Source organism: Uliginosibacterium sediminicola, assembly GCF_039631295.1.
Classification (GTDB): Bacteria; Pseudomonadota; Gammaproteobacteria; order Burkholderiales; family Rhodocyclaceae; genus Viridibacterium; species Viridibacterium sediminicola.
On record NZ_JBDIVE010000018.1, the window covers coordinates 1 to 23,530 of the forward strand.

The window sequence follows — 23,530 nt, forward strand, 5'->3', positions numbered from 1 at the left end:
ACTCAGATGACTGTAACGTTTGCCCATCGCAACACCTTAGCTCACTCCAAGTGTTGCACTTGAAACTTGAGACTAAGAGTTGCGCCTCCGGGAACTAAACAAACGCAACCACGAGAAGCTGGAGGAGATGAAGCAACGCATAATATCTTCACGCTCTTCCCTTGCCGAGTTTGTCGCCAACCACTTTGCCGACATCATCCTGCAAGCAAAATCATGCGGTCTGAAAACCTTCGATTCATTCTTTGAGAGTGAAATCGGTCAAGACGGCGTAGTTCTCCAGACCAACCTACAAGCCGCATTTGAAAAGCGCTTGGGGCCTATAGAGCTTGAGGCAAGCAGATCAATCACAAGCATCAACGCCGACGTAAGTATGTTCAATACCGCTATTGGGGCCCTTGGGAAACAAGGGCTCGATTTCGTCGTCAAAAACAATATCATCACCAATAACTCTGTTCTAGCTGCACGGGATGGAGTGGTGGCTGCGACCAAAATGATCGGTTTGGATTTGGCAAAGTATTTAAAGTTCAAGCCATATGGCGCAATGAATCTAGCCCAAGGACTCACAAGTGCACTGGCAGTTCTAGGCGTAGCACTGGAAATATGGGATAGCTACCAACAAGCAAAACGCGAGGAAGAATTCCGGAGGGGCATCGCACAGCTCATCAGAAACTTCGAGGAACAGCGCCTGGAAATGCTTAATGCGCTGAACAGCGGTGAGTTCATAGAGAACTGCTGCAGCAACTTTAAAGCACTCCAGCAAACTGTCAGCGGCATCGACTCGCAACTCCAAGCAAGCTCATCTCTTCTTCAGAAATTTAGGAGTTGGAAAGAGTCTGGAGCCAAAATCGCAGCTCAGCTTGAGGCTTTGGCCTAACTGGGATCCACTCAGAAATATTGTAGGGCGCCGGACGCTTACCAACGCTACACGCGCTGCAATGCGACAAGCTAACTTCTGCACCGCCGTCGCGCCCGCCATTTGTGCCAGATGTGCCAGCGCCAGAGCGCTGTAATGAGCAGCCAGCTGATCAGGGCCAGGCTGAGGGCGAGGACGGGCAGGCCGACCAGCAGGGGTTGGCCGAGATGGGCGAACCAGTCGAACAGGGCTTGGCCCCAATCCACCCAGGCGCTCTCGCCACGCTCGGGTGGCATGAGGAAGGCAGCGTCGCTGCCAGTGATGAAACGCCCGATGCCGAATGCCAGGAGGTAGAGCGGCACGATGGTGAGGGGATTGGTGTAGAAGGTGGCGACGAGGGCCAGCGGCAGGTTGCCGCGCAGCAGCACGCAGGCCAGCGCGGAACCGAACATCTGCAGCGGGCCGGGAATGAGGCCGCAGAACATGCCGATGGCAACGCCCGTCGCCACCGAGCGACGGTTGATGTGCCACAAGGGATCGGCCAGGACGCTGGAACCAAGGAAGCGCAGCAGACGGTGCTCGCGCAGTGCGTGGGGGTCGGGCAGGTAGCGACGGAAGAATTTTTGCATGCTCTGACGAATGGGTTTGAACGGGTATGACCGCGGTCTTCGTCTGATGTTTCCCTGCGGCGTCAAACTTGTCGCAGCTCGCCCGGATACCGGCGAGGCCGGAATCCGGGGCTTTTGAGGCTTAACAACTCTCCCGGACTCCGCTGCGCTGCCTCCCGGCGACGTTTCTCCTCCCCCCTCACACCAGCAAATCCCAGCTCACCGGCGTGCCGCGCTTGATAGCGCGGGCGGCGCGGCGGCCGCTGATCTGCTCGATGTGTTTGGGCGAAAGGCCGAAGCCGGGGCGGATGGCGCGGATGTTGTCGGCGCTGAAAACCTCGCCCGCAGCGATGTCCTTGACCACGTAGAGCGAGCGGCGGAAGCGCGCCGAGCCTTCTTCGGTGAGGCCCTTGCCGTAGCTGACGCCACCGATGGCCTGGCGCGCGACTGCGGTCTCGCGGATCAGCATGCGCACTTCGTCGGGCTCCAGCGAGAAAGCGCTGTCCACGCCGCCATCGGCGCGGCGCAGGGTGACATGTTTTTCGATCACCGTCGCACCCAGCGCCACCGCTGCGACAGACACGCCGATGCCCAGGGTGTGGTCAGAGAGGCCGACTTCGACACCGAAGGCTTCGCGCAGATGGGGAATGCTCTTGAGGTTGATCTCGGCGGGTGAAGCCGGATAAGCGCTGGTGCATTTGAGCAGCACGATCTGCTCGCAGCCGGCCTCGCGTGCGGCGGCCACCGTCTCGCCGATTTCAGCGAGCGAGGCCATGCCGGTGGAGATGATCAGCGGCTTGCCCTTGGAGGCGGCTTTGCGGATCAGCGGCAGGTCGGTGTTCTCGAAGCTGGCGATCTTGTAGCAAGGCACGTCCAGATCAGCGAGGAAGTCGACAGCGCTGGCGTCGAAAGGCGTCGAGAAGGCGAGCATGCCGCGTTGTTTTGCGCGCTCGAAGATCGGCGCGTGCCATTCCCAGGGCGTGTGCGCCTCTTCGTAGAGGTCGTAGAGCGTGCGGCCGTTCCACAGACTCTTGGCATCGTCGATGAGGAAGTCGCCCTCACGGATGTCCAGGGTCATGGTGTCGGCGGTGTAGGTCTGCAGCTTGAGCGCGTGTGCGCCGGTGTCGGCAATCGCATCGACGATGGCCAGCGCGCGGTCCAGCGAGGCATTGTGGTTGCCGCTCATCTCGGCGATGAAAAACGGCGTCGCGTCCAGGCCGACAGCGCGGCCTCCGATCTCGATCATCTTGAGTCTCGCAAAAGCACCGCACACGGGCGGCATGCTGCAAGACTAAGCCGGCAATGCCGCTTGCGGAGCGAGGAGTTGCAAGGCTTTTGAAGGGTAATTCACGTGCTGCATCTCAGCCATTGCCAAGATGGCGAAGGCTGATTTTTGACGCGAAGGACGCGAAGCAAAACAAGGTTCACAAAGGAATTCATAAAGGAATCCGCTCAAGAAGAGAAACCTCTGCGAACCTCCGCCTTTCTTCGCGCCCTCTGCGTCAAGGAGACCGCGCCTGAATTCATCCACGAGCGAAAATACACGCACCCACGCAACTCACGCGCATCGACAAGCTCTCAGAAGCTGATTTTTGACGCGAAGGACGCGAAGCAAAACAAGGTTCACAAAGGAGTTCATAAAGAAATCCGCTCCAGAAGAGAAACCTCTGCGAACCTCCGCCTCTCTTCGCGCCCTCTGCGTCAAAGATGCGGCCCCTGCTCCTGTGCTCAGGCGCGCAGGAAGCTCAAAGCCTCATCGCTGACTTCCCCGACACGCATGAAGCCGAGAGACTCGGCGATGCGGATCGAAGCCACATTGCCCGGCTTGATGCGCGCCAGAAACGGCCCTTGCAGATCGGCCAGGGCCGCCGCGAGCATGCGCTTGCCGCAGCCCTTGCCGCGATGCTCCGGCGCAATGGTCCAGGAGAGCAGCCAGCCTTCGCCGGCGCGGTCGGCGCGCACGGTGCCCACTACCTCGCCCCCAACCTCGCCCTCCTCCACGGCCAGCCACAGACGGCGCTGCGGATTGCCGAGGCTGGCCTTGAGCCAGGCGAGGTGCGCGGTGTGGCTGACCGGATCGGGACTGAACGAGGCTGCGCGGGTCTCCGCATCATTGCGCCAGGCGAGCAGCACGGCGGCATCTTCAAGACTGGCGGGGCGCAGGATCATGGTGGGGTGTATTTCTTCTTCGAAGGTGGGGCCGGCGGATTGATCGGCGGGCTGTCCGCCGTCTGCACAAACACTTCGCCGGGCTTGATGAAGCCAAGCTCGAAACGCGCGCGTTCCTCGATGGCATCAAAGCCGGCCTTGAGGTCTTTCACCTCGGCGGCGGCATTGGCATTGCGCTGTTCGAGCTTCTGGTTGGCTTCGCGCAGGGAATCGAGCTGCGCCTTCTCGTCCTGCACATGCCACCAGCCCCCCTTGCCGAACCACAGCGGGTACTGCAGCAGCAATAACAGGGCGGTCAGGATGATGATGGGCCAGCGCATTGTTTCTCCGCGTACAGGGATCAGTTCAGACTGGCGAGCCAGCGTTTGCTGCTGGCGAGGAACTCGTCGGGAGAGAGGCCGAAGCTCTCCTTGAAAGCGTTCGTCTCGACCTGTCCTTTCTTGCCCGACAGTCGCCAGTATTTCAGCAGTGACGGATAGTACTTGTCTCCCAGCAAGGACTCCAGATGCATGACCAACAAGCCGGACATCTCGTACGGCCCCTTGTTGTCGGCGATGAGCTTGAGCCACTGCTCGTAACTGACGTTCCAGACATCTTCGGGCCGTGTAGTGCGCACGCCGTGCAGGCGATACCAGACGATGCAGGACTCGCGCCAATCTTCGATTTCATAGCGCGCCGCATCGCCCAGCGGCATGGCCCGCGTGGCCAGATTGGAGATCTGGTCGGCCGTTCCTTCATCAAGCCAGCGGCGGGTACGGAAGCCTTCAGCCACTCCCTTCTGCTGCCCCTGGATCTCATGCACCAGTTCATGCGTGGTGACCGTCACGGCGCGTTCCCAGAGGTATTCCTCGTGATCGGTCTGCAACATCGACAAGACCATCTGGCCATTCTGGTTGGACAGCCCGGCTGAATGCTCGGCAGTGCTGTTGGCCTGCGCTGCCTCCTGGCGGATGTTCTCACGCAGGACGCGGGCGTAGGCATCACGGGTGCCGGCCACGTGGATACGCATCGGCGCCTGGAAATCGACCCCCATGCGCGCCCGCAAAACTTCGCGCAGGCTGCCAACACTACTCTTGATGGCCGGCATCCAGCGCGTAGCGAGCTGCGCCTGCCAGGCCTCCTCCGCGCCGGTTTCAAGCACGAACTCGGGTTCATAGCTGCGCTGCTCGTCGGCCACCATGTAGTCGTCGACTGAAAACAGGCGGCAGCTCACCTTGTCGATGCTGATGCAGTCCTGCATCGCACGGCGCACGGCATCGGGGTTGTCGGCGAAATACACCCAGGCGCCGCGCCGCGACAGGGCAAAGGCGCGCGGCGTCGGCAACTTGAGGTAGCGCGCGTAGGCCTCACGTGTGGATGTGCGCTCGGGCAGGAATTCGACCGCGTCGGCACTGCGGGTGGTACTGAGCGGCGGCAAGGGTGCTGCATGCTCGAACTTCATCGTCCTCAAGGTGGCGAAATGATCACGCGCCAGCGCTGCAAACTGTGCGCTGCGCAGACCAAACGCCTGCTCGAAAGCCTGCTCATGCTTGAAGCCCGGCTGCTTCGAAGCGCGCATATACACAGGCCAGGCTTGATCGAAACGACTGCCAAGCTGTTCCTGCAGCAGCCTGACCAGCAAGGTCGAGAAGTACTCGAAGCCTTTTTCCTGGCGAACGAAGCGGCCGTCTGCCAGCACATCGGCGTACGTCAGGGTGTAGCGATTATTGCGGATGGCGTAGCGATCAATACCCAGCAGATCGTGACTGCTGAGCGCATCGCTCTGCAATGCATCCATCACCGCATAGGCTTGCTGCCAGGCCAGGCCATCCTTGAGCCAGGCCGGCACCTCGGGATCGACGGCATAGCTGCTGAAGAACTGCCAGGCGGCGGCATGCACCGCGTTGACCACGCTGCGCTCATACAGATCCGACTCGACATCGGTATCCATATCGGCCACGTAAGCCTGTGGCAGATCCTTGCGCAGTTCGCTGTATTGCTTCTCGGATGCCACCAGCACCACGCGCAGCCTGTGTGGCGGCGTCACGGACAGCGCTTCGCGCATGCGCTGATCAAAGCGCTGCAAGGCATCCTGCGTGCGCGGCAACCATTTTTCGCGGATCAGGGCACTGGATGGATCATCGGCAGGCTGTACCGAGATCGGTTCGCTGACACAGGCGCTGAGCAACAGCGCAAACAGACCATGCAGGACAGCGCGCCCGAGCCAGGCACGCTGCAAAAAACGCACTCGCAATGCGCTCTCCCAATAAAAATGCGGGGAATGCTCGCACATTCACCCGCACATCCAGGCCGCGCATGCCCTGCAGGGCATGCGGCTTCTTCTTGCAGCTTACTTCAGGCGCAGATTGTAGAACGCAGCGCGGCCCGGGTAGATCGCGGTATCGCCGAGGTCTTCTTCGATACGCAGGATCTGGTTGTACTTGGCCACACGGTCCGAACGCGACAGCGAACCAGTCTTGATCTGACCGGCCGACAGACCGACGGCGATGTCGGCGATGGTGCTGTCTTCGGTTTCGCCCGAACGGTGCGAGATGACAGCGGTGTAACCAGCGCGCTTGGCCATTTCGACGGCGGCAAAGGTTTCGGTCAGCGTGCCGATCTGATTCACCTTGATCAGGATCGAGTTGCAGATGCCCTTGTCGATGCCTTCTTGCAGGATCTTGGTGTTGGTCACGAAGAGATCGTCACCGACCAGCTGGATCTTCTTGCCCAGGCGGTCGGTCAGGAGCTTCCAGCCGTCCCAGTCTTGTTCGGCCATGCCGTCTTCGATCGAGATGATCGGGTACTTGTCAGCCAGCGTGGCCAGGAAGTCGACCTTCTGTTCCGGCGTCAGCGACAGCTTTTCGCCGTGCATTTCGTACTTGCCGTCCTTGAAGTATTCGGACGCAGCGCAGTCCAGACCGAGCACGACATCCTTGCCGGCTTCGTAGCCAGCCTTGGCAATGGCTTCCATGATCAGGTCCAGCGCTTCGGTCGCGCCGGAGACGTTAGGTGCGAAGCCGCCTTCGTCACCGACGGTCGTCGGGTAACCCTTCTTGTCGACGATCTTCTTGAGGTTGTGGAAGATCTCGGCGCCGCAGCGCAGGGCTTCGCGGAAGCTCTTCACGCCCACCGGCAGAATCATGCATTCCTGGAAGTCCAGGCTGTTGTTGGCGTGTGCGCCACCGTTGATGACGTTCATCATCGGCACCGGCAGCGTCATCTGGCCCGAACCACCGAAGTAGCGATACAGCGGCAGGCCGGCTTCTTCAGCGGCTGCGCGGGCGGTCGCCATCGACACGGCCAGCAGCGCATTGGCGCCCAGGCGGCCCTTGTTCTCGGTGCCGTCCAGCTCGATCATGGTCTTGTCGATGAAGGCTTGTTCTTCAGCGTCCAGACCGATCAGCGATTCACAGATTTCGGTGTTGACGTTTTCGACGGCCTTGAGCACGCCCTTGCCGAGGTAGCGCTTGGCATCGCCATCGCGCAGTTCGATCGCCTCACGCGTGCCGGTCGAGGCACCGGACGGCACTGCAGCGCGGCCCATGACGCCGGATTCCAGCAGCACATCGGCCTCGACGGTCGGGTTACCACGGGAGTCCAGGATCTCGCGGGCGATCACATCAACAATTGCACTCATCTGTTTTCCTCTTCTGAATTAGCTGTTCAACGTTGTCGCTCAGGCACTCGCCTAAGCACAAACCCCAGTATTCTAATGCGTACTTGATGACCCGCGGGTGACGCTGGTCAAGCCCTAAGGTCTGCTGACAATTAATCAACAGACCCTATATCCACAAACTTCAAGTCGACCAAGGGGCTGATCGACTCGACCAGGCGCAGGTGCGCCGGGTGTTCGAAATAGCGATGCAGGGCATCGCGTGTCTCGAAGGTAGCGTACAGCGCGTAATCCTCGGCATCCGCGTCGGGCGTGGTGTTGAAGCCACAACGCCAGTCGCGGATCTCGCTGATCTGCGCCGGCAAGGCCAGCATTTGCGCATGCAGGGCGTGCGCCGCTTCGCTGTCCGGCGCAATGCCCGGCTTGAAGCGGAACAAGACCAGATGCGCAATCATGCTCAGCCAGCCAGACCGGTCTCGGCAAAGCCGTGGGCCTTGACGGCGGCATCGATGGCCTTGAGGGTCACCAGCAGCTCGCGCATCTTCGGCAGCGGCCAGGCGTTCGGGCCATCACACAATGCAACAGCGGGATTCGGATGAGTCTCCATGAACACTCCCGCCACACCGGCGGCAACAGCTGCGCGTGCCAAAACAGGAACGAACTCACGCAATCCACCGCTTGTCTCACCCTGCCCGCCCGGTAACTGCACGGAGTGGGTAGCATCGAAGACCACCGGACAGCCCGTCTCGCGCATGATGGCGAGGCTGCGCATGTCCGACACCAGGTTGTTGTAGCCGAAAGACACGCCGCGTTCGCAGACCATGATGGTGTCAGCGCCGCCATTGGCTTCCTTGGCCTTGAGCACCACCTGCTTCATGTCGCCCGGTGCCAGGAACTGGCCCTTCTTGATATTCACCGGCTTGCCGCAAGACGCCGCGGCATGAATGAAATCGGTCTGACGACACAGAAAAGCCGGCGTCTGAATCACATCAACAACTGAGGCTGCGTCAGCAATGTCTTCTTCGCTGTGCACGTCGGTGAGTACCGGCACGCCGATCTTCTCACGCACTTCTTGCAAGATTGCCAAACCGTTATCGCGCCCTGGACCGCGATAGCTCTTAACCGAGCTGCGATTGGCCTTGTCAAACGAGGATTTATAAATAAAAGGGATGCCCAGTGCAGCGGTCATCTCCTTGAGCTCCTGCGAAGTTTCCAGCGCCATCTCGCGCGACTCGATCACGCAGGGGCCGGCGATCAGGAAAAACGGCTGGTCGAGGCCGACATCGAATCCACATAGTTTCATGCGAGCTTTCCTTATTTCTGGAGCAGCTGGCGCTGTGCCAGTGCGGCCTTGACGTAGGCGATGAACAGCGGATGGCCTTGGCGCGGATTGGAGGTGAACTCCGGGTGGAACTGCACGCCCACGAACCAGGGGTGGGCGTTCGGCCCTTCCTGCGGCAATTCCATCATCTCGGGCAGGTTCTCGGTCGGCGTGCGGGCCGAGATGATCAAGCCTGCTTCTTCAAGACGCGGCACATAGACGTTGTTCACCTCGTAGCGGTGACGATGGCGCTCGCTGACGCGTGCGCCGTAGATGCTCGCCGCCAGGGTGCCCGGCTTGATCGGACAGGTTTGTGCGCCCAGGCGCATGGTGCCGCCGAGATTGGAGTCCTCAGAACGCTTTTCGACGCGGCCTTCGCGGTCCAGCCATTCGGTGATCAGCGCCACCACGGGATGCGGCGAATCCGGCTCGAACTCGGTGCTGTTGGCGCCTTCGAGGCCGGCGACGTGACGCGCGAACTCGATGGTCGCCAGCTGCATGCCCAGACAGATGCCCAGATACGGCACCTTGTTCTCGCGTGCATAGCGGATCGCCGCGATCTTGCCCTCGGTGCCGCGCTTGCCGAAGCCGCCCGGCACGAGGATCGCATCCATGTTCTTGAGCGCTGCACAGCCGCTCTTTTCGATGTCTTCCGAATCGAGGTAGTGGATCTTCACCTCGCTCTGCGTGTGCAGGCCGGCGTGCTTGATCGCCTCGATCAGCGACTTGTAGGACTCGGTGAGGTCGACGTACTTGCCGACGAAGGCGATGTCGAGCTGGTGCTGCGGGTTTTCGAGGGCGAACACCAGCTTGTCCCAGATCTCCAGATCAGCGGCCTTGGCGAGGATCGCCAGCTTGTGACAGACGATCTCGTCGAGCATCTGCTCGTGCAGCATGGCCGGGATCTTGTAGATGGTGTCAGCGTCCTGCACCTCGATCACCGCTTCGGGCATCACATTGCAGAACAGCGCGATCTTGCGGCGCTCTTCGACCGGAATCGGGCGGTCGCAACGGCACAGCAGCACATCGGGCTGGATGCCGATCTCGCGCAGATCCTTGACCGAGTGCTGGGTCGGCTTGGTCTTCAGCTCGCCGGCGGTCGCGATGTAGGGCAACAGGGTGAGGTGGATGTAACAGGTGTTGTTGATGCCTTCTTCGATGCGCATCTGGCGGATCGCTTCGAGGAAGGGCAGCGACTCGATGTCGCCGACCGTACCGCCGACTTCGACAATCGCCACGTCGGCGCCTTCGCCACCGCGCTTGATCGAAGCCTTGATCTCGTCAGTGATGTGCGGGATCACCTGCACGGTCTTGCCGAGGTATTCGCCACGGCGTTCCTTGCGGATCACCGTGTCGTAGATCTGGCCGGTCGTGAAGTTATTGCGCTTGGACATCTTGGCGCTGGTAAAGCGCTCATAGTGGCCCAGGTCGAGGTCGGTCTCGGCGCCGTCATCGGTCACGAAGACTTCGCCGTGCTGGAACGGACTCATCGTGCCAGGGTCGACGTTGATGTAGGGGTCAAGCTTGAGATGGGTGACGCGGATACCACGGGATTCCAGAATGGCCCCGAGTGAAGCAGCTGCGATGCCCTTGCCTAGTGAGGACACCACGCCGCCGGTGACAAAGACATACTTGGTCATTGGATTACGGCTGCGGGAAATTCGAATGATAACGCAGGTCGTGCCCCGCGCTCAAATCCGGACACATCCGGACCCCGCCGCAAAGCCTGCGCAGAGCAGACGATTTTCTCGTCCGCAATGCACACAATGCCGATGGAACAACGGCATACTTCGCGACCATTGCATATGAAACCCTGGCTCATGGCCCAGACCTTCAATACGCTATCTGCCTCCACCCTCGCCTGGGCTCTGCTGCTGGCGGGCTGCAGCAGTGTCGGGCCGGACTACCGCGCGCCGGATCAGGCGCTTGCCGCCCACTGGCGCAATGCTGGTGAAGCCGGCCGCCCGGCGGCGCCGGCCGCGCTGGGCCGCTGGTGGCAGCAGTTTGGCGATGCCCGCCTGAACACCCTGATCGATACCGCGCTGGCCGACAACCCCGGCCTGCTCAGCGCCCAGGCCCGCCTGCGCCAAGCCCGCGCGCGACGCGGCCTGCAGGCGGTGCAAGATCTGCCGCAGCTCGACGGCGGACTCAGCGCGGCGCGCCAGGGCAGCCATGGCGAACTCTCCAGCGGCAGCACGCATAGTTTTAACGCCAGCCTCGACGCCAGCTGGGAGATTGATCTGTTCGGCGGCCAGCGCCGTGCGCTGGAAGCGGCGGAAGCCAACCTGGCCGCCAGCCAGGCCGATCTGGACGCCACGCGGGTCAGCCTGGTCGCCGAGATCGCCAGCAACTACTTCAGTCTGCGCAGCAACCAAACCCGTCTGGCGGTCGCCCGCGCCAGCCTGGAAAGCCGCGAAAAGACCCTGCAGCTGACCCGCTGGCGGCACGAAGCACGCCTGGTCACACCGCTGGAAGTCAATCAGGCGCAGAGCAGTCTTGAACAAGTCCGCGCCAGCATCCCGCTGCTGCAGCAAAACATCGAAGCGCTGCGCCTGGCGCTGGCCGTCTTGCTCGGCCGTGACGTGCAAGCGCTCGATGCCCTGCTGCCCGAAACGCCTGCCGCCCTGCCGGACACGCCTGCCGCCCTGCCGGACACGCCGGCTCAGCTGGCAGCCGGCATTCCCGCCGATACCTTGCGCCAGCGCCCCGATGTGCGCGCCGCCGAACGGCGCCTCGCCGCGCAGACGGCGCAGATCGGCGTGGCCGAAGCGGCGCGCTATCCGGCCTTCAAACTGTCTGGCCAGATCGGCATCGAGGCGCTGACGCCGGCCGGCCTGCTGCGCGCCGACACGCTCAGCAACAGCGTGCTCGGCAGCCTCGGCGCGCCGCTGCTGGACGCCGGCCGCCTCCGCCGCACGGTGGACATCCAGACGGCGCTGCGTGATGAAGCCCTGCAAACCTACCGCAGCAGCGTGCTGCAAGCCCTCGCCGATGTCGAGAAAGCGCTCAGCGCCTGGCGTCTGGGCCAGCAACGCCTGCGCTATCTGCAGGGCGCCGCCGGCAGTGCTGGCGAAGCGGCACGGCTGGCGCTGATCCGCTACCAGGCCGGCAGCATCGATCTGCTGAGCGTGCTCGACACCCAGCGCACCCAGCTGAGCCAGGACGATGCGCTGGCCAGCGCGCGCGGCGAGCAGCTGCTCAACGTCGTACAACTCTACAAAGCGCTCGGCGGCGGCTGGCAAAGCGAGCCCGGCACGCCCCCGACACCTGCAACAGCCCAGCCATGAGCGAAACCATGCGCAACAAGAACCCGGACATCCACAGCATCCTCCACAGCACGCCGCCCCGCCGCCGCTGGCGCCGCCCTGCGCTGATCGCCGTGGTGCTGCTCGGCGCACTGGGAGCCTGGCTGCTGTGGCAGCGCCCGGCTGCGCCGCCTTCGCGCTATCGCAGCGCCGAGATCAGCCGCGGCGACCTGGCCTCGACCGTCACCGCCACCGGCACCTTGCAGGCGCGTACCAAGGTCGATGTCAGCTCCGAACTCTCGGGCACCGTGGCGCAAGTGCTGGTCGACTTCAACAGCCGCGTCAAACAGGGACAAGCGCTGGCCGTGCTGAACACCGTCAAGCTCGAAGGCCAGGCCGCGCAAACCCGCGCCAATATGCAATCGGCGCAGGCCAAGGTGGAACAGGCGCGGGCCGATGTCGAGGCCACCAGCGTCGCCCTCGCCCGCCTCGAAAAGCTGGCCCAGCTCTCGGGCGGCCAGCTGCCTGCCGGCAGCGAGCTGGACGATGCACGCATCAAGCTGCGCAACCTGCAGGCCGCCCTGGCCGCGGCCGAAGCCACCGTGGCGCAGTTGCGCGCGGCCCTGGCGGTCAATGAATCGGATCTGACCAAGGCCACCCTGCGCTCGCCGATCGATGGCACGGTACTCATCCGCAGCGTGGACCCGGGGCAGACCGTGGCCGCCTCGCTGTCGGCGCCGGTGCTGTTCACCATTGCCCAGGATCTCGCGCAGATGGATCTCAACATCGCCGTCGCCGAGGCCGATGTCGGCCAGCTGCGCGAAGGCATGCAGGCAAGCTTCACCGTCGATGCCTGGCCGGGCAAGAAATTCAATGCCCGCGTGCGGCAGATCCGTTACGGCGCCAAAACCGTCGACAACGTGGTCAGCTACGAAACCATCCTGCAGGTGAAGAACGACGATCTGAGCCTGCGCCCCGGCATGACCGCCACCGCCGAACTTCAGGTGGCTGAACGCAAGAACGTGCTGATGGTGCCGAATGCCGCGCTGCGCTTCACACCGCCGAGCGATCCGGCGCCGGCGGGCGGCGGCGGTGGCGTGCTCTCCAGCCTGTTCCCGGCACCGCCCAATCTGCGCGGCAATCGCCCGAAAGAAGTGACCCAGGTCGGCCGCAAGGCCAATGGCGCGCAAGGCCGCGTGTGGCTGCTCAAGAATGGCCGCCCGGAACCGCTGATCGTCACCCTCGGCCTCTCCGATGGGCGCAATACCGAAGTGAGCGGCGCTGGCGTGCACGAAGGCCTCAGCGTGATCACCCGCGTCGAAGCACCCAAGCCATGAGCCTGCTGCAGTTCATCGAGGTCACCAAGACCTACGGCCAGGGCAGCGCTGCCGTGCAGGCCTTGCGCGGCGTCAGCCTGAGCATCGCGGCGGGCGAATTCGTCGCCGTGATGGGCCCCAGCGGCTCGGGAAAATCGACGGCGATGAACATCCTCGGCTGCCTCGATTCGCCCAGCAGCGGCCGCTATGTCTTTCAGGACGCGGAAGTGCAAAGCCTCAGCCGTGACCAGCGCGCGCTGCTGCGCCGGCATTATCTGGGCTTCGTTTTCCAGGGCTTCAACCTGCTCTCGCGCACCAGTGCGCTGGAGAATGTCGAACTGCCCCTGCTCTACCGTGGCGTCAGCCCGGCCGAGCGCCGCCGCAAGGCGCATGCCGCGCTCGAATCGGTCGGCCTCGCCGACTGGGCCCGGCACAGCCCGGCCGAGCTATCCGGCGGACAGCAGCAGCGCGTGGCCATCGCCCGCGCCATCGCCACCGAGCCCGCCGTGCTGCTCGCCGACGAGCCGACCGGCAATCTCGATTCCGCACGCAGCGCAGAGATCATGGCGCTGCTCGACGCGCTCAATCGCGAGCGCGGCATCACCATCCTGATGGTCACCCACGAGCCGGACATGGCCGCCTACGCGCGGCGTGTGGTGCGCTTTGTCGATGGGCATGTCGCGTCGGATGTGCCAACTGAAGCGGGAGCACAAACTTGAGCGCCTGTACATTTGACGCCGAGGGCGCGGAGAAAAGTCAAGGCTCGCGAAGGAAACACAGATCTTTCAGGTCCGGAACAGCGCACATCGCATGCTTTATGGATAGCGCTCTTCACAAGCAAAGCATTCCTTCGCTGTTCTCTGCGCCCTTCGCGCCCTTCGCGTCAAAAAGCCGCCATTCAAAACGCTGCAATATCACGTCGCCACAACACCCATGATCTGGAACGCCCTGCTCCTCGCACTGCGCGAAATCCGCCGCAACCTGATGCGTGCCTTCCTGACCACCCTGGGCATCGTGATCGGCGTGGCGGCGGTGATTACCATGGTCACCCTGGGCCATGGCGCGACGCGTTCGATCCAGGCACAGGTGCAGAGCTTGGGCAGCAATCTGCTGATCCTGCGCCCCGGGCGCGGCTTTTCGGCGGGCACCGGCGGCAGTAATCCGCCGGATTTCAAGCTGACCGATGCCGAGGCCATCGAGCGCGAAATCGTCGGCGTGCGCGCCGTGGCGCCCAGCGCGCAACGCTTTGGCAGCGCGGTGTTCCTGCAGCAAAACTGGTCGACCCAGGCCACCGGCGTGACCAATGACTACTTCTCGGTGACCAACTGGGAGATCGCCGAAGGCCGCATGTTCAGCGAGTCGGAGCAGGAAAGCGGGCGCGCCGCCTGCATCATCGGCGACACCATCCGCAACAAGCTGTTCGCTGGCCATGATCCGATCGGCCAGAAAATGCGTTTCCGCTCAGTCACCTGCGAGGTGGTCGGCACGCTCAAGTCCAAGGGTCAGGGCGGTTTCGGCAATGATCAGGACGATGTGATCCTGGTGCCGCTGAAGACCATGCTGCGGCGAATCTGGGGCGCCTCCAGCGCGCAGGAGATCCCGACCATCTACCTGTCGGCCAAGGACGGCTACGACACCGACGAAGTGAGTGCCGACATCACCGCGCTGATGCGCCAGCGGCGCAATATCCAGAGCGGGCAGCTCGACAACTTCCAGATCGTCGATACCAAGCAGATCGCGCAGACGCTCTCCGGCACCACCCGCATCCTCACCACCCTGCTCGGCGCCGTGGCGGCGGTGAGCATGCTGGTCGGCGGCATCGGCATCATGAACATCATGCTCGTCTCGGTCACCGAGCGCACCCGCGAGATCGGCACCCGCCTGGCGATTGGCGCGCTGGCACGCGAGGTCTTGCTGCAGTTCCTGGTCGAGGCGATTGCGCTATCCGCGCTCGGTGGCCTGATCGGGATCGCGCTGGCGCTGGCTGCCTCGATCAGCTTGTCGAACCTGATGAAGCTGCCCTTCCAGTTCGACCCGCAGATCAATCTGCTGGCCTTCCTGTTCTCGGCGGCGATTGGCGTGCTGTTTGGTTATATGCCGGCGCGGCGGGCGGCGCAGCTGGACCCCATCGAAGCGCTGCGCCACGAATGAGCGCAGGCTGCCGGCTCAGCTCAAATACGCCTGTAGCCGGCTCTCGATGATGCGCGGATTCTCGCCGTGAGCGATGGCGATGACGCCGTCGAGCGCCATTTCACGCGCCGCGACCAGGCGGGCGATATTCGCCTGCAGCTTCTTGGCCATCGGCAGGAACACCAGATTGGCCAAGCCGACGCCATAGATCGTGGCGACAAAGGCCACCGCGATGCCGGCGCCCAGCTTGCCGGGGTCGGAGAGGTTTTCCATCACGTGGATGAGGCCCATCACCGCGCCGAGAATGCCGATGGTGGGCGAATAGCCGCCAGCGGCTTCCCAGATCTTGGCGGCTTGCTTCTGCTGCGCCTCCCAGGTGCCGATGTCGATTTCCATGACTTCGCGGATGTGCTGCGGCTCAACGCCGTCGACCAGCAGCTGACCGGCCTTGCGCATGAAGGGATCGGGCAGGTTCTGGATCTTGTCTTCGAGCGAGAGCAGGCCCTCGCGGCGCGCAATCGCGGCCCAGGCGACAATCTGTTCGATCTGCTCGCGCATCGGTGAAGCTGGCGGTTTGAGCACCCAGCCGGCCATGCGCAAACCGCGCAGAAAAACGTGCAAAGGGCTTTGCAGCATGACGGCGCCGACCGTGCCGCCGAGCACAATCATCAGGGCCGTCGGCTGCACCAGCGATTGCAGGTGGCCACCTTCGAGCAGCTGGCCCGCGATGATCACGCTGATGCCAAGCAGCAGACCGGCGATGCTGATCAGATCCATCGCGACGCGCTCCCCGTGATCCGCGGCTTAGGCAGCGCTGGCGCGGCGGCTGGCGGATTTGGGCATCGAGGACTCGCGGCCGCTGGCGATGCGTGCACGCAGACGCGCAATGGCCTGGCTGTGCAGCTGACAGACGCGGGACTCGGAAACACCCAGCACTTCGCCGATTTCACGCAGGTTGAGGTCTTCTTCGTAGTAGAGGCCCATGACCATCTTTTCACGGTCGGGCAGGTCTTCGATGGCCTTGATCAGCACGTGGCGCATGCCCGCTTCTTCGAGCAGCTTGAGCGGATCGTTGTTTTCGCCAACGATGTGGCGTTCGAGGTAGTCGTCTTCCTCTTCGTCGCCGAAGTCTTCGAAGTACACCAGCTGATAGCCGCGCGCTTCCTGCAGCATCTTCTGATAGTCGGCCAGGGTCATGCCCAGGGACTCGGCCAGTTCGCGCTCGGTCGGCTGACGGCCGTGTTGCTGTTCAAGATTGTGGATCGCCGTTTCAATACGTCGCATTTCGCGGCGCAGGCTGCGCGGCAGCCAATCGTTTTCGCGCAGGCCATCGAGCATGGCGCCACGGATGCGCTGCACGGCATAGGTTTCGAACTGCGCGCCGAGGCCCTCTTCATAACGCCCCATGGCGTCGAGCAGGCCCAGCATGCCGTTCTGAATGATGTCTTCGACCTGCACACTGGCCGGCAGCTTGGCCATCAGGTGGTAGGCGATCCGTTTGACCAGCGGCGCGTAGCGCGCGACCAGCTGATCTTTATCCAGGGTTCCCGCTGCGTTATACATCGTGCTCTCTCTTAAGAGTGGTCACACACCAGTTTGACTGCTGCATGGGAACATTTTGCTCTGCGGCTCGCTTGCGCGCCGCTCGAAAAAAGGGCCTTGTTCTTGCTCAATTCACGTGCTGAAAACCTCAGCGATACGCGGGACAGAACGAGAAAGGAGCACACACTCTGTTACGGCAACTGCCGCGCAGAACTTGAGCCCCCGTAACACCAATTTACATTGTCGAATTGCCCGGCGGACGCGGTTCGCTCATTAGCAAACCGGCATCGGCGCGGTCCAGCTTCCAGGGTGAATCGGGCGGCAGCTCGCGCAGCGCGCGATGTACCAGATAGTTGCGATTGGGCAGGTGCAGGTCTTCCGGCACGCGCTGGCCGGTGGCCAGATAGAGCACGCTCAGCTCGTTGCGCATCGCCACATCGAGCGCGGGCGCCACCGAAGTGGCTTCGTCGAGTTTGGTGAAGATGCAGCCGGCCAGATCGGCCGTGCGGTAGGCGCGCACCACGTCGTCCATGGTGTCGCCGCGCACCGTGGCATTGAGGCACAGCAGGCGACGCACCTTGCCGGCGGAATTGAGCATGGCAGCCTGCTCCAGCACCATCTTGTCGCGCTGGCCCATGCCGACCGTATCGATCAGCACCATGTGCTTGTTGCGCAGCTCCTGCAGGGTCTGGCGCAGATCGCTGGCATCGCGTACCACATGCACCGGCACACCGAGAATGCGGCCATAGATGCGCAGCTGTTCGTGCGCGCCGATCCGGTAGCCGTCAGTGGTGATCAGCGCCAGGCGGTCGGCGCCGTGACGCACTACGCAGCGCGCCGCCAGCTTGGCGGTGGTGGTGGTCTTGCCGACGCCGGTCGGGCCGACCAGGGCGAACACGCCGCCACGGTCGATGATGTCGGCGTCGCAGTCCTGCAGGCGCAGGTCACGATTGATCAGCTGGCGCACCAGATCGCGCGCATCGTTGAGTTCGGAATCGGCCGGAATCGGTTCAGTGAGCTGGCGCGTCAGCTGGGCCGAGAAGCCGGCTTCAAGCAGCTCGCTCATCATCTGCGTGCGGGCCGGCGCGGTGCGCGAAATCTCGCTCCAGGCAAAGCCGGCAAGCTGGCGTTCGAGCATGCCCTTGATCGAGGAGAGTTCCTGCATCAGCGCGGCATTGGTGGCTTCTAGACTTTGCACCCGCGCCGCTTCCTGTATCGACTCGCGGGAGAGATCGTTGTGGCGCTCTTCCTGCAGCGGGCGCGCCGGCTTTGCTGCGGCCGGCGTCGGCATCGGCAGTTCACGACCGTCCGGCCCGACACGCGGCGGATTGAAGGGGCGCACGCCGCGTGCCTGGTGGCCGCCGGTATCGGCATCGTGCGGCGGCGCGTCGATGCCGGAACGGAATCCGCTCTTCGGCGCGGCCTGCTGCTGGCTGCGGCGCGCCAGCTGGGCGGCGATCTGCTGGCCAATGGTGTTCTCCGGCGCGGGCGCAGCCGGTGCCTGACGGGCTGCCGGCGGTTGCACCGGGGTTTGCTGGGCTTGACGTACCGAGGCATTGATCTCGCCCATCGATTCCGGCGGCAGGGCGACGATCTCGACCCCACCCGGCACGGCACGATTGGACAGCACGACTGCATCGGGTCCGAGTTCGGCCTTCAGCGCGGTCAGCGCCTCGCGCGCGGTTTTGCCGAAAAACTTGCGGACACTCACCATGATCAACCTCCGATAACGCTGGTCACCCGGATGGTGCGCGATTCAGGCACCTCAGAGTGGGCAATGACTTTGAGACTCGGCACCGAACGGCGCAGGAAGCGCGAGAGCAACCAGCGCAGATTGTTGGGCACCAGCAAGACCGGCGTGAGGCCCATGTCGACCTGGTGCTGAGCGGCCGCCGCAGTATCGCGCAGCAGCGTGTCGGCCAGACCCGGTTCGATGGCGCCCTCGGCGCTGCCCGACTGCATGGCTTGTTGCAGGATGCGCTCCAGCCCCGGATCGAGGGCCACCACCTGCATCTCGGAATTGCCGGGGAAAATCGATTGCACGATGCTGCGCCCGAGCGCCGTGCGGACCAGCGCCGCCAGCTCGTTCGGGTCCTGCTTCTTGGCGCCGTTCTCGGCCAGACATTCGACGATGCTGCGCATGTCGCGGATATTGACGCCTTCTTCGAGCAAAAGCTGCAGCACGCGCTGCACCGCATGCAGCGGCAAGGTCTTGGGCACCAGGTCCTCGACCAGCTTGGGCGAATCCTTGGCGATATGGTCGAGCAGCGCCTGGGTTTCCTGGCGACCGAGCAGATCGGCCGCGTGCGAGAGGATGACGTGATTGATGTGCGTCGCCACCACGGTGCTGGCGTCGACCACGGTGTAGCCCAGCGCATGTGCCTGATCGCGCAGCGCGGCATCGATCCAGATCGCCGGCAGGCCGAAGGCCGGGTCCTTGGTCTCGTTGCCAGGCAGGCGGCCGGACACACGCCCCGGATTGATGGCCATGAACTGGCCCGGATAGGCATCGCCCTGACCGATATCGACGCCCTTGAGGGTGATCCGATAGGCGTTCGGGCGCAGCTCCAGATTGTCGCGGATGTGCACCGGCGCAGCGAGGAAGCCGATGTCCTGGGCGAACTTCTTGCGCAGCCCGCGAATCCGCGTCAGCAGCTCGCCGTTCTGGCTCTTGTCCACCATCGGAATCAGGCGGTAGCCGACTTCCAGCCCGAGCACATCGACCGGCGTCACATCGTTCCAGCTGGCATCCATGTCCGCCGCTGCGGTGGCCACCTGTTCGGCCGGCTTGGCGGCAGCCTCGGCCTCGGCGCCCTCGCGTGCGCCCTGCTTCCAGGCCATCAATCCGAGCAGACCCGCCAGGGTCAGGAAGACCAGGTTGGGCATGCCGGGGATGATGCCAAGCAGGCCGAGAATCACCGCCGTCATGATCAACACTTGCGGATTGCTGAACAGCTGATTGACGAATTGCCCGCCGATATCGCCATCGTCGCCGACGCGCGAGACCACCAGACCAGCCGCCACCGAGATGATCAGCGCCGGAATCTGCGCCACCAGACCGTCACCAATGGTCAGCAGGGTGTAGATGTGCGCTGCGCGGCCAATCTCCATGTCGTGCTGGATCACCCCGACGATCAGGCCGCCGATGACGTTAATCAGCAGGATCAGGATGCCGGCGACCGCATCGCCGCGCACGAATTTCGAGGCACCGTCCATGGCGCCGTAGAAGTCGGCTTCCTGGGCGATCTCGATACGGCGGCGCTTGGCTTCCTTGTCGTCGATCAGGCCGGCGTTGAGGTCGGCGTCGATGGCCATCTGCTTGCCGGGCATCGCGTCCAGGGTGAAGCGGGCGCCGACTTCAGCGATCCGCCCCGCGCCCTTGGTGATGACGACGAAGTTGATGACGGTGAGAATGACGAAGACGACGATGCCGACAGCAGTATTGCCACCGACCAGGAAGTGGCCGAAGGCCTCGATGACCTTACCCGCTGCGTCACCCCCGGTGTGCCCTTCGATCAGCACCACACGGGTCGACGCGACGTTGAGCGAGAGGCGCAGCAAGGTGGTGATCAGCAGCACCGTCGGAAAGATCGAGAAATCCAGAGGCTTTCTCGTATACATCGCCACCAGCAGCACGATCATCGACATCGCGATGTTGAAGGTGAAAAACACGTCGAGGATGAAGGCCGGCAGCGGCAGCACCATCATCGACAGCACCAGCAGCACCAGGATGGGCGCAGCCAGTTGCCGGATGTTGGACGGCGAGAAGAGTTGCTTCAGATCGAGGGTATTGGTCGCTGCCATGTTTCTGCAGACCTTTATTCAGCCGCCGGATCGAGTCCGGGCGGCACGTCGATGACACCCGGAGCCTGCGGCGGCAAGCCACCCTGGGTGATGAACTGGTTGAGCTGGAAGATGTAGGCCATCACTTCGGCCACGGCGGTATAGAGCGTGGCCGGAATCTGCTGGTCGAGTTCGGCGTGGTGGAACAGCGCACGCGCCAGCGGCGGCGATTCGAGCAAGGGCACGCCATGCTGCTTGGCCAGCTCGCGAATCGTTTGCGCCATCAGGTCGGCGCCCTTGGCGACCACCGTCGGCGCGCTCATGCTGCCAGCCTCGTAACGCAGGGCGACGGCATAGTGGGTCGGGTTGGTGACCACCACATTGGCCTTGGGCACGGCATCCATCATGCGGCGGCGGGCCATCTGGGCCATCCGCGCGCGGATCTTGCCCTTCATCTGCGGATCGCCCTCCGACTCCTTGCTCTCTCGCTTGACCTCTTCCTTGGTCATGCGCAGTTCATGGAAGTAATGCCACAGCTGATAGGGCACGTCGGCGGCCGCCACCAGGGCCAGACAAGCCGTCAGCGCCAGGGCGGTCAGCGCCAGCATGCGCGAGAAAGTGAACAGGCCGGTATCCAGCGGCATCGCCATCAGGCCCAGCAGGTCGTAGCGATAACGCCACATCAGCAAACCGGCCACACCGAGGATGAAGGCCGACTTGAGCACCGCTTTGAGCAGTTCGACCAGGCCATTCATCGAGAACAGGCGGGCAAAGCCACTCACCGGATTGAGGCGGGTAAGGTCCAGCTCGAAGACCTTGCTGCTGAGCACCACGCCACCGATCATCATGTGCGAGGCCGCCGCGCTGACGGTGACCACGGTCAGCAAGGGCAGCGTAGTGAGCATGGCATCGACGCTCAGGCTCATCAGGGCCTGCCCCATGGTGTCGGTATTGAAAGCCATTTCGTGGTCGAAGCGGAAGGCGCGCTGCATCAGGCCGCCCATGCGCGTGTAGAACCACGACGAGGACCACCACAGCGTGAGGATGCCGACCAGCATGACGAGAAACGAGGACAGCTCACGCGAGCGCGGGACATTGCCCTCTTCACGCGCTTGCTGGATTCGCCGGTCTGACGCGGCTTCTGTTTTCTCGAGATCGCTATCTTCTGCCATGGGCCTTCTCGCGACACGCGCGGATGGAAGGCATTATTTGCCGGGATGGCAACTTTGACCGGACGGAAAAAATGCGAAAAGGCCCGCCTATTCAAAATCATGCGGGCCACAAACTGTGCACGACAAGCACGCCGGCCTGCGCTGCGGGCACAGCGCAGCGCACACCGCCAGCCGGCTCAGGTACGGAAACGCCCGACGCCTTCGCAAAGCTGGCGAGACAGCGACTGCAGCTTGGCCGCCGTCTCCTGACTGTGCTGGGCTGACGAAGCATTGACCTCACCCATGCGCGCGATACCCTCTACATTGCGCGCGATGTTCTCGCTGGCCAGCGACTGCTCGCGTGCGGAATTGCTCAGATCATGCATGTTTTCAAGCACTTCCGCCGCACCGCGCTCCAGTTCCAGCAAGGGCTGGCGCAGGCTTTCCATCAGGCCGATGCCCGAATCCACACGGCTGCGCGCCACGCCCATCTCCTCGACCGCGACCGCCGACTGCCCCTGAATCGTCTCGATGACGCGCTTGATGTCCTGAGTCGCGCTGCTGGTTTTCTCAGCCAGCTTGCGCACCTCGTCTGCCACCACGGCAAAGCCACGCCCGGCCTCGCCTGCCCGCGCCGCCTCGATCGCCGCATTGAGCGCCAGCAGATTGGTCTGGTCGGCAATTTCGCGGATCACGTTGGCAATCCCGCTGATGTGCTCCGAACTCAGGCGCAGCGCCTCCATCGATTCGGCCGAAGCATCAACGGTATGCGCGATGCTGCGCACTTCCTCGGTCACCTGCTCGACCAAGCGTGCACCATGCACAGCAGTCTGCGCAGTCGTGCCGGCGACCTGGGTCACCGCCTGGGTATTGCTACTGACATGGGCAATGCTCACCGTCAGTTCCTCGGTAATCGAGGCCGCATTGGCCAGCGCGTCCGACTGCCCGCCGACGCTGCGCGTCACATCGGCGGAGACGCTGGCCATTGCCTGCGCCGCGCCTTCAAGTTCATGCGCAGTGCTGGCGGTATTGGAAATCATTTCGCGCAAGCCGTTTTGCATGATGCGCAAAGCCTCCTGCAACTTGCCCAGCTCGTCACGCCCGGCCACTTCGATCTGCTGCGTCAAGTCACCCTGCGCCACCCGCTCGGCGATCAGCACGGCGCGCTGCAGCGGTTGCACCACGGCGCGCGCCATCAACCAACTCAAGCCCACCGCCAGCATCACCGAGGCGACCAGCAAGACGCCGCAGATCAGATAGGCCTTGTTCCGCGCCGCCAGCGCCTGCTGGTAGCCACTTTGCGCCTCATCGCTCTCAAGCTTGACCTCGGCCGCCACATTGGCCGCTAGACGGGTGAACACATCATCCGCCGTCTGCATGCCGGAGCGCCCCATATTGACATCCATCGACGCCATGTCGATGGCCGTGTCGATGGCTTTCTTGTAGGCGACGATATCGCCGCTGAGCACCTTCATGCGCGTTAGCGCCTCCGGATCGTTCCTCTCGCGGCGCTCAATGCTGCTCAGCAGCTCGTCCAGACGCTGCTTGAACTGCTTAAGCCGCGCCTCGACCTTGTCCGTCGGCATACCCTCCAGATTGGAGAACAGCGCATAAGCGCCCGCATGGACTGCCAACAGGTCAGACTCAACCGTCTTGGCTGCCACAACGCGAGAGAAATTGTCGTTATAGAGGCCATCCATCGCTTTGCTGACCACTTCCAGCGAGTAACCGCTGGCAAGGCCGACGAGAATGATCAGCACCACACAGGTCAATGGCGCGATCAGCATCCGGTAGAGGATCTTCATGATTCCAGCTCA

20 protein-coding genes are annotated in these 23,530 nt (G+C 63.1%); 5 read left to right on the plus strand and 15 right to left on the minus strand.

What is annotated here, in order from left to right:
* Nucleotides 1–79 precede the first annotated feature (79 nt).
* Nucleotides 80–874 (plus strand): LeoA/HP0731 family dynamin-like GTPase, encoded by a 795-nt coding sequence (locus tag ABDB84_RS19500; protein WP_345921457.1) that lies wholly within the window; start codon nucleotides 80–82, stop codon nucleotides 872–874.
* A 71-nt stretch (nucleotides 875–945) separates the two neighbouring features.
* Here ABDB84_RS19500 and ABDB84_RS19505 read toward each other — a convergent pair whose 3' ends face one another.
* The 9 genes from ABDB84_RS19505 to pyrG form a co-directional block, all read right to left on the minus strand.
* Nucleotides 946–1,482, minus strand: coding sequence for a DUF2062 domain-containing protein (locus ABDB84_RS19505; RefSeq protein WP_345921458.1), 537 nt, complete (start codon nucleotides 1,480–1,482; stop codon nucleotides 946–948).
* 178 nt (nucleotides 1,483–1,660) lie between these two features.
* Entirely contained in the window at nucleotides 1,661–2,707 is a 1,047-nt protein-coding gene (gene pseI / locus ABDB84_RS19510; RefSeq protein WP_345921459.1) for a pseudaminic acid synthase, read from the minus strand.
* Between the two features lie 482 nt (nucleotides 2,708–3,189).
* Nucleotides 3,190–3,630, minus strand: coding sequence for a GNAT family N-acetyltransferase (locus ABDB84_RS19515; RefSeq protein WP_345921460.1), 441 nt, complete (start codon nucleotides 3,628–3,630; stop codon nucleotides 3,190–3,192).
* Entirely contained in the window at nucleotides 3,627–3,950 is a 324-nt protein-coding gene (gene ftsB / locus ABDB84_RS19520; protein WP_345921461.1) for a cell division protein FtsB, read from the minus strand. Before ftsB ends, ABDB84_RS19515 begins: the two co-directional genes overlap by 4 nt.
* Nucleotides 3,951–3,970: 20 nt before the next feature.
* Nucleotides 3,971–5,863 carry a hypothetical protein gene (locus ABDB84_RS19525; RefSeq protein WP_345921462.1) on the minus strand — a complete coding sequence of 631 codons (1,893 nt, stop codon included), beginning with the start codon at nucleotides 5,861–5,863 and terminating at the stop codon, nucleotides 3,971–3,973.
* Between the two features lie 96 nt (nucleotides 5,864–5,959).
* On the minus strand, nucleotides 5,960–7,249 hold the full coding sequence (gene eno, locus ABDB84_RS19530; RefSeq protein ID WP_345921463.1) for a phosphopyruvate hydratase: 1,290 nt from the start codon (nucleotides 7,247–7,249) through the stop codon (nucleotides 5,960–5,962).
* Between the two features lie 131 nt (nucleotides 7,250–7,380).
* Nucleotides 7,381–7,680: a Dabb family protein gene (locus ABDB84_RS19535; RefSeq protein ID WP_345921464.1), complete on the minus strand. Its 300-nt coding sequence runs from the start codon at nucleotides 7,678–7,680 to the stop codon at nucleotides 7,381–7,383.
* Nucleotides 7,681–7,682: 2 nt separating this feature from the next.
* The gene (gene kdsA, locus ABDB84_RS19540; RefSeq protein ID WP_345921465.1) at nucleotides 7,683–8,528 is read right to left on the minus strand and encodes a 3-deoxy-8-phosphooctulonate synthase; all 846 of its coding nucleotides are present in this window, start codon (nucleotides 8,526–8,528) and stop codon (nucleotides 7,683–7,685) included.
* Nucleotides 8,529–8,539: 11 nt separating this feature from the next.
* Nucleotides 8,540–10,186: a CTP synthase gene (gene pyrG, locus ABDB84_RS19545; RefSeq protein ID WP_345921466.1), complete on the minus strand. Its 1,647-nt coding sequence runs from the start codon at nucleotides 10,184–10,186 to the stop codon at nucleotides 8,540–8,542.
* 165 nt (nucleotides 10,187–10,351) lie between these two features.
* Between pyrG and ABDB84_RS19550 the strand changes: the two genes are divergently transcribed.
* The 4 genes from ABDB84_RS19550 to ABDB84_RS19565 all read left to right on the plus strand — a co-directional run bounded on the left by ABDB84_RS19550 (nucleotide 10,352) and on the right by ABDB84_RS19565 (nucleotide 15,258).
* Nucleotides 10,352–11,833, plus strand: coding sequence for an efflux transporter outer membrane subunit (locus ABDB84_RS19550; RefSeq protein ID WP_345921467.1), 1,482 nt, complete (start codon nucleotides 10,352–10,354; stop codon nucleotides 11,831–11,833).
* Nucleotides 11,830–13,128, plus strand: a complete 1,299-nt coding sequence (locus tag ABDB84_RS19555; RefSeq protein WP_345921468.1) for an efflux RND transporter periplasmic adaptor subunit — start codon at nucleotides 11,830–11,832, stop codon at nucleotides 13,126–13,128. The genes ABDB84_RS19550 and ABDB84_RS19555 overlap by 4 nt, the downstream gene beginning before the upstream one ends.
* Nucleotides 13,125–13,826: an ABC transporter ATP-binding protein gene (locus ABDB84_RS19560; RefSeq protein WP_345921469.1), complete on the plus strand. Its 702-nt coding sequence runs from the start codon at nucleotides 13,125–13,127 to the stop codon at nucleotides 13,824–13,826. The genes ABDB84_RS19555 and ABDB84_RS19560 overlap by 4 nt, the downstream gene beginning before the upstream one ends.
* A 214-nt stretch (nucleotides 13,827–14,040) precedes the next feature.
* Nucleotides 14,041–15,258 carry an ABC transporter permease gene (locus ABDB84_RS19565; protein WP_345921470.1) on the plus strand — a complete coding sequence of 406 codons (1,218 nt, stop codon included), beginning with the start codon at nucleotides 14,041–14,043 and terminating at the stop codon, nucleotides 15,256–15,258.
* A 15-nt stretch (nucleotides 15,259–15,273) separates the two neighbouring features.
* On the opposite strand, the gene ABDB84_RS19570 is transcribed toward ABDB84_RS19565, so the two are convergent.
* The 6 genes from ABDB84_RS19570 to ABDB84_RS19595 all read right to left on the minus strand — a co-directional run bounded on the left by ABDB84_RS19570 (nucleotide 15,274) and on the right by ABDB84_RS19595 (nucleotide 23,518).
* Nucleotides 15,274–16,014 carry a flagellar motor protein gene (locus ABDB84_RS19570; protein ID WP_345921471.1) on the minus strand — a complete coding sequence of 247 codons (741 nt, stop codon included), beginning with the start codon at nucleotides 16,012–16,014 and terminating at the stop codon, nucleotides 15,274–15,276.
* Nucleotides 16,015–16,041: 27 nt separating this feature from the next.
* A complete protein-coding gene (locus tag ABDB84_RS19575; protein WP_345921472.1) occupies nucleotides 16,042–16,800 on the minus strand; it encodes an RNA polymerase sigma factor FliA in 759 nt (252 codons plus the stop codon).
* Between the two features lie 214 nt (nucleotides 16,801–17,014).
* Nucleotides 17,015–18,490 carry a flagellar biosynthesis GTPase FlhF gene (gene flhF, locus ABDB84_RS19580; protein ID WP_345921490.1) on the minus strand — a complete coding sequence of 492 codons (1,476 nt, stop codon included), beginning with the start codon at nucleotides 18,488–18,490 and terminating at the stop codon, nucleotides 17,015–17,017.
* Between the two features lie 5 nt (nucleotides 18,491–18,495).
* Nucleotides 18,496–20,583: a flagellar biosynthesis protein FlhA gene (gene flhA, locus ABDB84_RS19585; RefSeq protein ID WP_345921473.1), complete on the minus strand. Its 2,088-nt coding sequence runs from the start codon at nucleotides 20,581–20,583 to the stop codon at nucleotides 18,496–18,498.
* 14 nt (nucleotides 20,584–20,597) lie between these two features.
* Nucleotides 20,598–21,734, minus strand: a complete 1,137-nt coding sequence (gene flhB, locus ABDB84_RS19590) for a flagellar biosynthesis protein FlhB (RefSeq protein ID WP_345921474.1) — start codon at nucleotides 21,732–21,734, stop codon at nucleotides 20,598–20,600.
* Nucleotides 21,735–21,910: 176 nt separating this feature from the next.
* Nucleotides 21,911–23,518 (minus strand): methyl-accepting chemotaxis protein, encoded by a 1,608-nt coding sequence (locus ABDB84_RS19595; protein ID WP_345921475.1) that lies wholly within the window; start codon nucleotides 23,516–23,518, stop codon nucleotides 21,911–21,913.
* Nucleotides 23,519–23,530: the final 12 nt, after the last annotated feature.

Bases quoted from the DNA above. Each gene is read 5' to 3' on its own strand.
- pseI (WP_345921459.1), bottom strand. From the start codon at position 2,707: ATGATCGAGATCGGAGGCCGCGCTGTCGGCCTGGACGCGACGCCGTTT.
- ABDB84_RS19565 (WP_345921470.1), top strand. From the start codon at position 14,041: ATGATCTGGAACGCCCTGCTCCTCGCACTGCGCGAAATCCGCCGCAAC.
- ABDB84_RS19575 (WP_345921472.1), bottom strand. From the start codon at position 16,800: ATGTATAACGCAGCGGGAACCCTGGATAAAGATCAGCTGGTCGCGCGC.
- pyrG (WP_345921466.1), bottom strand. From the start codon at position 10,186: ATGACCAAGTATGTCTTTGTCACCGGCGGCGTGGTGTCCTCACTAGGC.
- ABDB84_RS19555 (WP_345921468.1), top strand. From the start codon at position 11,830: ATGAGCGAAACCATGCGCAACAAGAACCCGGACATCCACAGCATCCTC.
- ABDB84_RS19505 (WP_345921458.1), bottom strand. From the start codon at position 1,482: ATGCAAAAATTCTTCCGTCGCTACCTGCCCGACCCCCACGCACTGCGC.
- ABDB84_RS19515 (WP_345921460.1), bottom strand. From the start codon at position 3,630: ATGATCCTGCGCCCCGCCAGTCTTGAAGATGCCGCCGTGCTGCTCGCC.
- ABDB84_RS19570 (WP_345921471.1), bottom strand. From the start codon at position 16,014: ATGGATCTGATCAGCATCGCCGGTCTGCTGCTTGGCATCAGCGTGATC.
- ABDB84_RS19535 (WP_345921464.1), bottom strand. From the start codon at position 7,680: ATGATTGCGCATCTGGTCTTGTTCCGCTTCAAGCCGGGCATTGCGCCG.
- ABDB84_RS19550 (WP_345921467.1), top strand. From the start codon at position 10,352: ATGAAACCCTGGCTCATGGCCCAGACCTTCAATACGCTATCTGCCTCC.
- flhB (WP_345921474.1), bottom strand. From the start codon at position 21,734: ATGGCAGAAGATAGCGATCTCGAGAAAACAGAAGCCGCGTCAGACCGG.
- ABDB84_RS19560 (WP_345921469.1), top strand. From the start codon at position 13,125: ATGAGCCTGCTGCAGTTCATCGAGGTCACCAAGACCTACGGCCAGGGC.
- eno (WP_345921463.1), bottom strand. From the start codon at position 7,249: ATGAGTGCAATTGTTGATGTGATCGCCCGCGAGATCCTGGACTCCCGT.
- ftsB (WP_345921461.1), bottom strand. From the start codon at position 3,950: ATGCGCTGGCCCATCATCATCCTGACCGCCCTGTTATTGCTGCTGCAG.
- kdsA (WP_345921465.1), bottom strand. From the start codon at position 8,528: ATGAAACTATGTGGATTCGATGTCGGCCTCGACCAGCCGTTTTTCCTG.
- ABDB84_RS19595 (WP_345921475.1), bottom strand. From the start codon at position 23,518: ATGAAGATCCTCTACCGGATGCTGATCGCGCCATTGACCTGTGTGGTG.
- flhA (WP_345921473.1), bottom strand. From the start codon at position 20,583: ATGGCAGCGACCAATACCCTCGATCTGAAGCAACTCTTCTCGCCGTCC.